13 protein-coding genes are annotated in these 11,421 nt (G+C 73.9%); 6 read left to right on the forward strand and 7 right to left on the reverse strand.

Going from position 1 to position 11,421, the window contains the following annotated elements:
• Positions 1 to 295 precede the first annotated feature (295 nt).
• Both AB0J52_RS00455 and AB0J52_RS00460 read left to right on the forward strand, forming a co-directional pair.
• On the forward strand, positions 296 to 799 hold the full coding sequence (locus AB0J52_RS00455) for a M48 metallopeptidase family protein (protein WP_500179389.1): 504 nt from the start codon (positions 296 to 298) through the stop codon (positions 797 to 799).
• The gene (locus tag AB0J52_RS00460; RefSeq protein ID WP_500179390.1) at positions 796 to 1,515 is read left to right on the forward strand and encodes a DUF2064 domain-containing protein; all 720 of its coding nucleotides are present in this window, start codon (positions 796 to 798) and stop codon (positions 1,513 to 1,515) included. Before AB0J52_RS00455 ends, AB0J52_RS00460 begins: the two co-directional genes overlap by 4 nt.
• A 68-nt stretch (positions 1,516 to 1,583) precedes the next feature.
• On the opposite strand, the gene AB0J52_RS00465 is transcribed toward AB0J52_RS00460, so the two are convergent.
• The 3 genes from AB0J52_RS00465 to AB0J52_RS00475 form a co-directional block, all read right to left on the reverse strand.
• Positions 1,584 to 2,120 (reverse strand): NUDIX hydrolase, encoded by a 537-nt coding sequence (locus AB0J52_RS00465; protein WP_500179401.1) that lies wholly within the window; start codon positions 2,118 to 2,120, stop codon positions 1,584 to 1,586.
• 107 nt (positions 2,121 to 2,227) lie between these two features.
• Positions 2,228 to 2,404 carry a hypothetical protein gene (locus tag AB0J52_RS00470; RefSeq protein ID WP_500179391.1) on the reverse strand — a complete coding sequence of 59 codons (177 nt, stop codon included), beginning with the start codon at positions 2,402 to 2,404 and terminating at the stop codon, positions 2,228 to 2,230.
• Positions 2,401 to 3,867, reverse strand: a complete 1,467-nt coding sequence (locus AB0J52_RS00475; RefSeq protein WP_500179392.1) for a zinc-dependent metalloprotease — start codon at positions 3,865 to 3,867, stop codon at positions 2,401 to 2,403. The genes AB0J52_RS00470 and AB0J52_RS00475 overlap by 4 nt, the downstream gene beginning before the upstream one ends.
• An 89-nt stretch (positions 3,868 to 3,956) precedes the next feature.
• Here AB0J52_RS00475 and AB0J52_RS00480 point away from each other — a divergent pair, with 89 nt between their 5' ends.
• On the forward strand, positions 3,957 to 5,042 hold the full coding sequence (locus AB0J52_RS00480) for an NAD-dependent epimerase/dehydratase family protein (protein WP_500179393.1): 1,086 nt from the start codon (positions 3,957 to 3,959) through the stop codon (positions 5,040 to 5,042).
• 179 nt (positions 5,043 to 5,221) lie between these two features.
• Here AB0J52_RS00480 and AB0J52_RS00485 read toward each other — a convergent pair whose 3' ends face one another.
• Positions 5,222 to 5,797, reverse strand: coding sequence for a hypothetical protein (locus AB0J52_RS00485; RefSeq protein ID WP_500179394.1), 576 nt, complete (start codon positions 5,795 to 5,797; stop codon positions 5,222 to 5,224).
• Between the two features lie 227 nt (positions 5,798 to 6,024).
• On the opposite strand from AB0J52_RS00485, the gene AB0J52_RS00490 reads away from it, so the two are divergent.
• On the forward strand, positions 6,025 to 7,173 hold the full coding sequence (locus AB0J52_RS00490) for a serine hydrolase domain-containing protein (RefSeq protein ID WP_500179395.1): 1,149 nt from the start codon (positions 6,025 to 6,027) through the stop codon (positions 7,171 to 7,173).
• A 214-nt stretch (positions 7,174 to 7,387) separates the two neighbouring features.
• Positions 7,388 to 7,786: a nuclear transport factor 2 family protein gene (locus AB0J52_RS00495; RefSeq protein WP_500179396.1), complete on the forward strand. Its 399-nt coding sequence runs from the start codon at positions 7,388 to 7,390 to the stop codon at positions 7,784 to 7,786.
• A 7-nt stretch (positions 7,787 to 7,793) separates the two neighbouring features.
• Here AB0J52_RS00495 and AB0J52_RS00500 read toward each other — a convergent pair whose 3' ends face one another.
• Positions 7,794 to 8,447: a response regulator gene (locus AB0J52_RS00500; protein WP_500179397.1), complete on the reverse strand. Its 654-nt coding sequence runs from the start codon at positions 8,445 to 8,447 to the stop codon at positions 7,794 to 7,796.
• Complete coding sequence (locus AB0J52_RS00505) at positions 8,435 to 9,976, reverse strand: histidine kinase (protein ID WP_500179398.1); 1,542 nt, start codon at positions 9,974 to 9,976, stop codon at positions 8,435 to 8,437. The genes AB0J52_RS00500 and AB0J52_RS00505 overlap by 13 nt, the downstream gene beginning before the upstream one ends.
• A 131-nt stretch (positions 9,977 to 10,107) precedes the next feature.
• Here AB0J52_RS00505 and AB0J52_RS00510 point away from each other — a divergent pair, with 131 nt between their 5' ends.
• The gene (locus AB0J52_RS00510; protein ID WP_500179399.1) at positions 10,108 to 10,515 is read left to right on the forward strand and encodes a DUF6069 family protein; all 408 of its coding nucleotides are present in this window, start codon (positions 10,108 to 10,110) and stop codon (positions 10,513 to 10,515) included.
• A 161-nt stretch (positions 10,516 to 10,676) separates the two neighbouring features.
• Here AB0J52_RS00510 and AB0J52_RS00515 read toward each other — a convergent pair.
• The coding region (locus AB0J52_RS00515) for a UPF0182 family protein (protein ID WP_500179400.1) at positions 10,677 to 11,421 on the reverse strand (745 nt) is incomplete at its 5' end.

Here is an 11,421-nt window from a genome sequence, read left to right on the forward strand (position 1 = left end):
CCGTGTCCCGGACCATGCGGAACGGACCGTGGCGAACGTCACACGGCCGTTCTCCGGTGCGAACTTCCGTCACCCTCGGTACCCGTTTCGGTCGGACCGTATTAGCGAAAGCTCCTTCCGGCGTGTCGTCCGGGGTGTCGCGAAGGCGACGGCGGACGGCCCGCACGCGGGGAAAACATCGGTCCTGAGCTGGGAAAACGGCCAACCCCCCCTGTGGCGGGCGCAAAGTTTTGGGTACGGTTCTTGCGTGCCCCCAAACGTTGAGGTCCGCCGGAGCAGCAGACGTCGGCGGACGGTGTCCGCATATCGGGACGGGGACAAGGTCGTGGTGATGCTGCCGTCCCGGCTCAGCAAGGCCGAAGAGGAGCAGTGGATCGCGACCATCCTCCAGCGGCTCGCAGACCGGGAGCGCCGCCGGCGCCCGAGCGACGCCGACCTGGAGGCCCGGGCCCACGAGCTGTCCCGGCGCCACCTCGGCGGCAGGGCCGTCCCCGTGAGCGTCCGCTGGGTGGACAACCAGCGCACCCGCTGGGGCTCCTGCACCCCCGAGGACGGCACCATCCGGCTCTCCACCCGGCTCCGCGGGATGCCGTCCTGGGTCGTCGACTACGTCCTGGTCCACGAACTCGCCCACCTGCTGGTCCCGGGGCACGGCGCCGACTTCTGGGAGCTGGTCGGCAACTATCCGAAGGCCGAGCGCGCCCGCGGGTACCTGGAGGGGGTCGCCGCGGCGGCGCACCTCCCCATGGAGTCGGACGCCGCCGACGAGGACGACCTCCGCCACGGAGTGGCCGGTTGAACGAGCGCCCCGACTCCCCGACGACCCCTGAAGTCCCTGGTCAGCAGGGTCCCGCGTCTTCTCCGGACGCTGCGGACGCGCAGGCCGGGCGGTCCGTGCGGTACGCCGCCGTCCTGTCGGTCCGATCGTCCGGCGGAGCAGCCCAGCCGCCGCCCGGCGTGGACGCCGACGAGTACCGGCTCGCGCTGCTCGAAGACACCTACGAGGTCGTCGCGGGCCTGGAACTGGTGACCGCCGCGCTCGTCCTCGATCCGCCCCACCAGCCGGACGCCGAGGCGCTGACCTGGCCCGGGACACCGATCGTCCGCGAGGCCACGCTGCCCGGCGCGTTCGCCGCGCTGCACGCGCTCGGCGCGACCGAGGCCGCGCTGCTCGCCCCGGACGCCCCCGATCTTCCGCCGCTGCTGCTCGGCAAGCTGTTCCGCGCCCTCGGGCAGGCCCCGGCCGCCGCGTGCCAGTCCGCCGGCGGCGGGCTCGTCGCGCTGGCGGCCCGGCTGCCCCTGCCGTCCTGGCTCGCGGACGCCCTGACCGGCACGGACCTGGACGTCCCCGACGCCCTGGCCCGGCTGCGCGCCGCAGCACCCCGGCACGGTCAGATCCCGCAGGGCCCGAGCTGGCACCGGCTGCGCACCGCCGCGGACGTCGCGTTCCTCGATCCGGGCCTGGAGGGCTGGGAATCGACCCGCGCCCTCCTGGAAGGCCGCCCCGTCCACTGACGCGCCGGTCCGCTGACGTGCCCGTCCGCCGACGTGCCGGTGGCCGGTGTTGCGGAGGCGGAGGCGGGTCAGGGGGCGGACGCGGCGCGGGCCGCGTCCACCAGGTGGCGCAGGGCGTCGTCGGTCGGCTCCGGCAGGTCGTCCATCGGGAACCAGCGGAGGTCGTCCGACTCGTCGCTGCGCCGGGCCCGCGCGCCGGACGGCGCGACCGCCAGGTACTGGACGTCCAGGTGCCACGACCCCTCGGGGTGGCAGCGCACCAGGTGCCGGTCGAGCCGCAGCGGCTCCGGCCGCAGGACCAGGTCCGCGATCCCGGACTCCTCGGTGGCCTCGCGCAGCGCGGCCGCCGCGAGCGTGGCGTCGCCCGGCTCGCAGTGCCCGCCGAGCTGCAGCCACCGCTTGACCTTCGAGTGCAAGGTCAGCAGCACGCGGGAGTGCTCGGCGTCCAGCACCAGCGTGCTCGCCGTGATGTGCCCCGGCGCGCATTCGCGCCAGGTGCCGTCCGGGTGGGCGGCCAGGTGGTCGAGGAACCCGTCGCGGACGCCCGCCTGCGCGGCGTCCGGAGCCGTCCACGCCGTGAGGACGCGGACGGCGTCGGCATGCAGCGGAGCGGGCCGCGAAGGCGAGCCCGCGCCGTTCGCCGCGACGGCGGTCCCGGCCGCTCCGGGCGCGCCGTCGGCGGACGGCCCGCCCGGAGGGGGTGGGGGAGTGGTCACACGCGCCCCACCCGCGGGTAGCGGGAGTCGGTGCGCTGGTGGCGGCGGCGCTCCTGGTCGCTCGGACGCTGCCAGCACAGGGCCGTGCGGGACGTCCGGCGGCGGATCACCGCCGCGCGGGACGGGGCCAGCGAGCAGCAGTGGACGTGGGAGGAGGGACGGGCCGCGCTCATGCGCCCGGCTCCGTGTCGCCCTTGCCCTTGCCCTCGTCTTCGCCCTTGTCCTCGTCGCCACCGCCGCCGTCGGGCTTCTCGGCACTGCCCGCCTCACCGGCGCCCGCGGGCTTGCCGGTGTCGTCCGGCTCCGGCTTGACGATCTCGGTCGAGTGCTGCTCGGTGAGGGCGGTCAGGTCGGCGTCGGACAGGCCCTCGGCGCCGCCGTGGACGTAGGAGTCCGGGTCGGTGAGGTCGTCGGCGGTGGGCAGCAGGTCGGGGTGCTCCCAGATCGCGTCCCGGCCGTCCGCGCCGCGCACGTCGGTGAGCGTCCGCCACAGCGCCCCGGCCTCGCGCAGCCGCCGCGGCCGCAGCTCCAGGCCGACGAGGGTGGCGAAGGTGCGCTCGGCGGGACCGCCGGTCGCGCGCCGCCGCCGGACGGCCTCGGCGAGCTTGACCGCCTCGGGCAGCCGGCCCTCGGCGACCCGGTTGACGACCGTGTCGACCCAGCCCTCGACCAGCGCGAGCGTGGTCTCCAGGCGGGCGAGCGCGGCCTTCTGCTGCGGGGTCTCGGCGGGCGTCAGGGAGATCCCGTCGCCGAGCGCCTCCTGCAGCGCCTCGGGGTTGGACATGTCCAGCCCGGAGACGGCCTGCTCGATGCCGGACAGGTCGACGGTGATGCCGCGCGCGTAGTCCTCGACGGCGCCGAGCAGGTGCGCGCGCAGCCACGGGACGTGCGCGAACAGCCGCTGGTGGGCCGCCTCGCGCAGCGCCAGGTACAGCCGGACCTCGTCCGCGGAGACCTCCAGGCCCTCGCCGAACGCAGTGACCCCGGCGGGCAGCAGCGCGCCGACGCCGGCGGGCGCGAGCGGCAGGCCCACGTCGGTGGAGGAGGTGACCTCCTTGGCGAGCGCGCCGAGCGCCTGCCCGGTCTGGCCGCCGACCATGGCCCCGGCCATCTGCCGGACCATCCCGATCAGCGGACCGGCCATCGCCTGCATCTCGGCCGGGACGTCCTCGCCGAGGCCGCCACCGAGCGCGCCGCCCATCGACTCGACCATCCGGGACGCGATCGGGTCGCAGACCTTCTCCCAGACGGGCAGGGTGCTCTCGATCCACTCCGACCGGCTCCACGCCTGCGGGGTGCGGATCCCGGCGGGCAGCGTCGTGCCCTCGTCCAGCCACAGGTCGGCCAGCCGCAGCGCCTCCACGATCTTGGTGCGCTCGGCGTCCAGGACCGACGGGTCGCCGCCGTTCTCGACCACCGTGTGGCGGGCGATGTTCTTGGCCAGGTCCCAGTTCAGCGGGCCGTCGGACCCGGCGCCCGGCGCGCCCTGGGTGCCGATCATGTCGGCGAAGCGGTGCAGCATGTCGGCGAACTGCCGCATGTCGCCCATGCCGCCGCCCATACCGCCGAACGGGTCCCGGGGCTTGTCGTCGTCACCGTCGCCTGGACGGTTGAAGCCGAACGGAGTGTCATTCATCGGTTTGCCCCCGGCATGCATGATGGGCTCATATCCGCAACGTTAGCCGGTCCCGGCGAGGTCGCGTACACAGAGAAGGGGGCGCCCCCGTGGCAACGGGCAAGGTTCGCCCTCGGCGTAGCAAGAGCCCGGTCGTCGCCGTCACCGGCGCGGCGTCCGGGGCGGGGCGGCTGCTGGCCGCCCGGCTCGCCGAGCGCGAGGAGATCCGCAAGGTCGTGGCCGTGGACGGCCACCGCGGCGACGTGCCCGGGGTCACCTGGCGGGTGGTGGACATCCGCGACCCGCTGCTGTCCCACCGGCTCTCGGACGTCGACGTGATCGTCAACCTCGACATCGAGCGCTCGCCCGACCTGGACTCCAGGGAGCGCCGCACGCACAACGTGCGGGGCGCGCAGACCGTCGTGACGGCCGCCGCGGCGGCCCGCGTGCGGCGGGTGGTGCTGGTCACGAGCGCGATGGTCTACGGCGCGCTCGCCGACAACGAGGTCCCGCTGCGCGAGGACGCGCCGCTGCTCGCCGAGGCCAACGCCTCCATCGCGGGCGACTACCTGGAGATCGAGGAGCTCGCCGGGTCCGCCGCCGCGTCCCATCCCGGCCTGACGGTCACGGTCGTCCGTCCGGCCGCGCTCGTCGGCCCGGGCGTGGACACGGTCGTCACCCGCCACTTCGAGGCCCCGCGGCTGCTCACCGTCAAGGGCAGCGAGCCCGCCTGGCAGTTCTGCCACATCGAGGACCTGGCGTCCGCGCTGGAGACGGTCGTCGTCGAGGACCTGGCCGGGCCGGTCGCGGTCGGCTGCGACGGCTGGCTCGGCATGGAGGAGGTGGCCGAGATCACCGGCAAGCGCGGCTTCGAGCTGCCCGCCGCCGTGACGTTCGGCATGGCCCAGCGCCTGCACCGCCTGGGCATGACCCCGGCCCCCGCGACGGACCTGCACTTCGTCGCCTACCCCTGGGTCGTGGACGCCGCCCGGCTGCGCGCGGCCGGATGGAAGCCCGCCTACGACAACGCGACGGCCCTGCGCGTCCTGATGGAGGAGAGCGCCGGACGCCACGCCGTCGTCGGACGCCGCGTGGGCGGCAAGGAGGCCACCATGGCCACCGCCGCCGGAGCCACCGTCGCCGCCATCGGCGCCGCCGCCGCGATCCGCCGCGCCCGCCGCCGCCGTCGCGTCTGACCGCCCGGGCCGCAGGCCACCGGCGCCCGACGGCCCGGCGTGCGACCGCCCAGGCCGGTCAGACCCGACGGCCCAGCCGGTCGCACGGCCTGGTCACGAGTGTTCGGCTGCTCGACGGACGGTCGTTTTCGGGTGTCCGGGAGCCAGATCGTGCAGCCGTCCCGGCGTCCGGGGGCGGGTCAGGTGGTGCGGTGGTCGCAGGCGGTGATGCGGACGGGGTCGCTGATCGCCGTGCCGCTGGCGCGGCGGGGCTTGTAGCCCGAAGGGGCCTTGATCTCCGAGATGACCGCGCTCGTGTAGGTGGCCCGCGAGGCGCACCGGCGCGCGGCGCTCTGGACGATGCCCGACGTGTGCGTGAGCACCTTCACCGCGCTCTGCTCGTACCGCAGGCCGTCCTTGTACAGCCCGGCCCGGATGCTGATCCCGGTGACGGGGTGGTCGCACTTCACCCGTCCCACGGCCTTGACCGTGCGGCCTGCCTTGGCGGCGGCCTTGGCGCTCTTGCCGGAACCGGCACCGGCCTCGGCGGGGCGCGGGACGCGCGGCGCGCTCGTCGTGATCACGCAGGTGATGGTCTCGCCCGCCGCCTTGGCGGAGCGGCCGTCCGGCTTGAAGGTCACGGTCGTGCCCGCCGTGGTGTCCGCGGGGGTGTCCGCGGCCGTGTCCGCGGTCGCGGCGGGAGACGGCCCGGCAGGGGCCAGCGCGACGGCCGTTCCGGAGAACGTGCCCAAGGCCAGCCTGGTGATCCGCTTCATCTCGCCCCTTCGGTGATCCGGTTCCGGGCGTCAACCTAGGGCTTCTTGATCGTCACGGAAAGTGATGGGACATCTGCGGAGATCTCCTCTCAGAAGGCATCGCCGGAGGTGGTGGCGGTCCCGGCGGCGGGTCCACCGCCGGGATGATCGACAAGTTGGCTCCTGAGGGTGAAGCGCGTCCGGAAGTGATCTTTCTAGCGTTGGCCTCCTCGACAAAGGGAGCTGAAGTGATCAGGTTCGAACGCGCACTCGCCATGGCCGTCCTGGGAAGCCTCGCGGTGGCCGTCCCGCAGGCGCCCGCCTTCGCGGCTCCGGCCAAGACCCGCACGGCGGTCGCGTCCCCGGAGGAGCTGCAGGAGGTGATGCGGCGGTTGACGACGGAGGACGGCGCGCCCGGGGCGCTGCTGGAGGCCCGGACCGGCCGCCGCGGCAAGACGTCCCTCGCGAGCGGTGTCGCGGATGTGACGACCGGCGCGCCCATGCGGGCGGGCGACGGTTTCCGGATCGGCAGTATGACCAAGCCGTTCGTGGCGACCGTCGTCCTGCAGTTGGTCGCCGAGCACCGGATCGCCCTTGACGCACCGGTCGAGCGGTACCTGCCGGGCGTCGTGCGGGGGAGCGACAACGACGGGCGGCAGATCACCGTCCGGCAGCTGCTCCAGCACACCAGCGGCCTGCCGGACTACGTCTCCTTCCTCGACCGGGGGGAGGTGCTGCGGGACCCGGGCGCCCACCACGACGTCCGCGACCTGGTGAAGCTCGCCCTGGACCACCCGCGGACCTTCGCGCCCGGCACGGACTGGCGCTACTCCAACACCGGCTACCTGCTGGCGGGCATGATCATCGAGCGGGTGACCGGCCATCCCTACGGCGACGAGATCCGCCGCCGCGTCATCGTCCCGCTGGGACTGCGGGACACGGTCGTGCCGGGGGACGCCACGACGATCACCAAATCGCACCCGCGCGGGTACGTCCGTCCCGGGCCGACCGCGCCGCTGACCGACCTCACGGAGCTCAACCCCTCGATCGCGAACGCCAGCGGTGAGATGGTCTCCAGCGCCGCCGACGTCAACCGCTTCCTGGGCGCGCTGGTCCGCGGCAGGCTCCTGCCCCCGGCGCAGCTGCGGCAGATGATGAAGACGCGTTCGACGGGCTCCGACGACGGACGGGCTTACGGCCTCGGCCTGGAAAGCCGTCCGCTGCCCTGCGGCGGCATCTACTGGGGGCACTCCGGCGACATCTTCGGCTACCAGACCACCGGCGGAGCCACGACCAGCGGAAACCGCGCGACGGTCATGGCGAACCTCGACCCGGGCGGCACGAAGGCCCAGAGCAAGGACATGCGCACCGCCCTGGAGACCGCCCTCTGCAAGTAGAAGGGGTGTTCACTGCGCTCGCCCGGGCTTGCTGCCTGACCCGGCCTGGGTGAGCGCGGCATCGCTTCGCGAACTGCCCGGTCCCGCTCGCCTACGGCCTCGCCGCCCCGGGCAGGTCCCGCGGGCGCGCGCGGGGCAGTCTTGGGAACCGGTTGGTGGCGGGATACGTTGGATGAGCCGTAAGCGTATTCCGTACACCTACAGGGGTGGAGACATGCAGACGGGCATCCACACGGAACAGGACCTCTCGGAGTTCCTGGTCGCCTACACGCGCGACATGGTCGAACCGGACCAGGACCCGGCCGAGATCCTCGCCCGCTACTTCGTCCCCGACTTCGAGTACTGCAACGACGGGCTCGTCATCGAGCGAGAGCGGATGCTCGCACACGTCCGCGGGCTCCGGAAACGTCTCAAGCCCTCCGACATCGGGTCCGTGGACGTCCACGACGCGGTGCTGTCGGGAGACCGCTTCGCCGCCCGCTACACGCTGGACGTCGCGATGGCCAAGGGCGGCGATTTCCGCGCGGAGGTCTACATGTTCGGCCGCCTCGCGGCGGACGGCCGGATCCACCGCGTCGACCAGACCACCCGGGACCTTCTCAAGGCGGGCTGAGGGCGGCTCAGACCAGGCCCGCGTCGTGGGCGAGGAGGGCGATCTGGGTGCGGTTGTCCAGGTCGAGCTTCGTCAGGATGCTCGACACGTGGGCCTTGACCGTGGTCACGCTCATGGCGAGTTCGGTGGCGATGTCGGCATTCGTCCGGCCTCGCCCGACGGCCAAGGCCACCTCGGACTCGCGCGGGGTGAGGGCGGCGAGCGTCCCGCGGGCGCGCTCGTAGGCGCCGGTCTGCGTGACGGTGCGCTCCATCAGCCGCCGGGTCACGCGCGGCGAGAGGATCGGGTCCCCGGCGGCGACCCGCGTCACCGCCTCCACCAGTTGCGGCGGCGGGGTGTCCTTGAGCAGGAAACCGCCGGCCCCGGCCCGCAGCGCGCGCAGGATGTCCTCGTCCGCGTCGAAGGTCGTCAGGACGATCACCTCCGGCGGGACGGGCCGGGCGCGCAGCCTGCGGGTCGCGGTGATGCCGTCCACGCCGGGCATGCGCAGGTCCATCAGCACGACGTCCGGCGCGTGCGCGTCGGTCGCGGCGACGGCCTCCCCGCCGTCCGCGGCCTCCCCGACCACGGTGATGCCCGCCGCCCCGTCCAGCATCATGGACAGCCCCGCCCGCACCAGAGGATCGTCGTCGACCAGCAGCACCCGGATCACGCGGGCCATGGTAGCCAGGCACGCAGGACGAACCGCCCCTCGCCCGCCACATGATCCAACTGCCCACCCGCAAGCCGCACCCGCTCAGTGAGCCCCACCAACCCGACCCCACTCCCTGGCACTCCGCCCTCCGCTCCGCCCGCCCTCGACGTGCGCCCGTCCGGCGTTCGCGAGGTGTCCGACGCGCGCGAGACGTCCGGCACGGTAGACGCGCCTGACGTCCTAGACGTGTGCGGCGTGTGTGATGCGGCGGAAACGTCCGAGGAGCGCGGGTCGCCCGACGCCGAAGCGTCCAAGGTGCCCGACGTGGCTGACGTGGCCGACGTGGCCAATGTTCCGGGAGCGCGGGAGGTGGCCGACGTTCCCGAGGGGCGCGAGGTGTCCGGCGTGGGGGACGGGGGCGACGTTTGGGGGGTCGCTGTACTTGATGGGGGCAAGGCGTGGGGGATTTGCGCGGGGGCGGTCGGAGAAGTGGACGCCCGTGCTCTCGTGAGGAGTGAGGGCTCGGCGGTCGGAGCGGCTTCAGCGGGTAGCGGGTTGCTGATGTCGATGAGCAGGCGTGTGCCTGGAGTGCCCTGCAGCAGCACCGTCACCGGTCGGCCGGGGGCGTGCTTGCGTGCATTCGTCAGGCCCTCCTGGACGACACGGTAGGCGGCTCGGCCGATGGTCGGGGGGAAGGCGGCGTCCGAGAGGGCGGCGGCATCGGTGTTCGCGTCCGTGCTCATCTCGTCGCGGAACTCCACGGTCTGTCCCGCGTCCCGCGCTTCCTCGATCAGCCGGGGAAGGTCGGCGAGGGTGGGTTGCGGGCCGGGTGCGGCGTCGGCGTCGTCCTCGCGCAGGAGGCCGATCACGTCCCGCAGTTCCTCCAGCGCCTGGTGCACCCCGGCGCGGACGACCCCGGCGGCTTTGGCGATCTTCTCCGGGGGCGCGTCCGGACGGTACTCCAGCGCGCCCGCATGCGTCGCGACCAGCGACAACCGGTGGGCCAGGACGTCGTGCATCTCGCGGGCGAGCGTGCGCCGCTCGGCCATGCGGGCCTCGGCGACCCGCCGTCCCTGCTCGGCCTCCGCCCGGACGGCCCGGTCGTGCAGCGAGAGGAGCAGAGCGTGCCGGGACCGGGCCAGCGCGCCCCAGCCGAGCAGCGCGCCGTAGGTGGCGGAGATCAGCAGCAGCCACCAGCCGAGGGAGATACCGGAGGTGGGTCGCCACAGTCCCCGGACGAGATGCGCCCCGAATCCCGCCGCCGCCACCCCGGCCGCGACGGCGAACCGGTTCCGCTGGGCGGCCAGCAGCAGGCCGGTCGTGGCCGCCGGGGTGGCGGCCGGCGACACCGCCGCGAGGACGGTGGCGGCGAGCGCGCCGGAGACCGGCCACCACAGCTGCGCGATCGTCGCGCCGAGGCCCAGCACCGCGGCCCCGACGTCCAGCCACAGGGGGACCCCGGCGGACCCCCACCACACGGACGCACCCGTCAAGGCGCCCACCACGACGATCACGGACGCCGCCACAGCCGGGCGCGGGGAGGGGGAGTCGATCATCGGGCCAAGCTAACGGCCAGGACGGAACGGCCGACACCTACCAAAGTCGGACCCACCCCGCCCCGAGGACGGACGCCGCGCGACCGGCCGCCCGATGTGCGGGCGGGGGCGTGCGGGCCACGTTTACCGCCATGAACACCACCTCGCTCAAGCAGCCCGTCCCCACCATCGCCACGGCGACGGCGTCCGCCCTCGCCGTCTGGGCCGTGGCGGTGCCCCTGGCCGGAGTCGAGCTGACGGTGCGGGCGGGCGACGCCACCCGCACCGTCGGCCCCTTGATGATCGTCGTGGCGAGCGTCCTCGCCGGGCTCTCCGGCTGGATACTCCTGGCCGTCCTGCGCCGCCGCACACCCCGCGCCCACCGCGTCTGGCCGTTCGTCGCGCCCGGCGTGCTCGCCGCGTCCCTGACCGGGCCGTTCAGCAACGCCGTCGGGGCCTCCTCCGCCCTCGTCCTCGCCCTTCTGCACCTGACCGTCGGCATTGTGATCACCGTCGGCCTCCGCCCCCGCCACGCCGCCCCCCAGCCGGCAACCGCCTGAACGTCCTCGGGGACGGACCGGGGCGGCCGCGCTGAGTGCCCCCGCCACGCCGCCTCCCAGCCGGCGACCGCCTGAACGTCCTCTTGGACGGACCGGGGCGGCCGCGCTGAGTGACTCGCGTGGCTGGGGGGCGACGGCGAGGGGCGTGCTCCGGGCGCGGGTTACTTGGCCGGCTTCTGGGTGGCGGTGGTCAGGGCGTTGCGTGCCTGGAGGATGCGGTTCCAGGCGTCGCCCATGCCCGCGTAGTCGTTCCTCGACTGGGCGCTCTTGTAGTCGTCGATGGCCTTGGAGAGGTCGTTGATCGCCTTCTGCGCCTCGGGTGAGAGTTTGCCGGTGCCGGGATGGGCCGGCTCCGGCCCGGGGGACTGCTCGCTACCCGGCCCGAACAGCTTGCTCATCGCCGACTGGAACAGGTCCGTCTCCGTCTGGGGCTTCTCGGAACGGCTGGCGAAGTCGACGCGGTCGCCGTACTTGACCAGGACGGCCAGCAGGGTCGGATACGGCGACTGGTTGCTCTGCGTCGTCTGCGAGTACAGCGGCTCGACGTAGAGCAGGCCGCCCGCGAAGGGCAGGGCCAGCAGGTTGCCGAGCTTGGTCTCGGTGCCGCTGTTGCGGGTCGGGAACAGCAGGTTGCGGATGTTCTGGTCGTTCTCGAACGCCTGCTGCACCTGGCCCGGGCCCTGCGGACGCGGCTGGCCCGGCTGGTCGGCGGTCGGCATCTCCAGCAGCCGCAGCCTGCCGTAACCGGGATCGCCGGGAGTCGAGTCCGCGGTGAGGAACGCCGACAGGTAGCGCTGGCCGCGCGGCGTGTACACCGAGGTCAGCGAGAAGCGGGGCGGGCCGAACTCGTCGGCCCCGGCGCCTGGGGCACCCCCCGCCTGCCCGCTGACCCCCTGCGACCCAGGC

The organism is Spirillospora sp. NPDC049652 (assembly GCF_040675125.1).
Classification (GTDB): domain Bacteria; phylum Actinomycetota; class Actinomycetes; order Streptosporangiales; family Streptosporangiaceae; genus Spirillospora.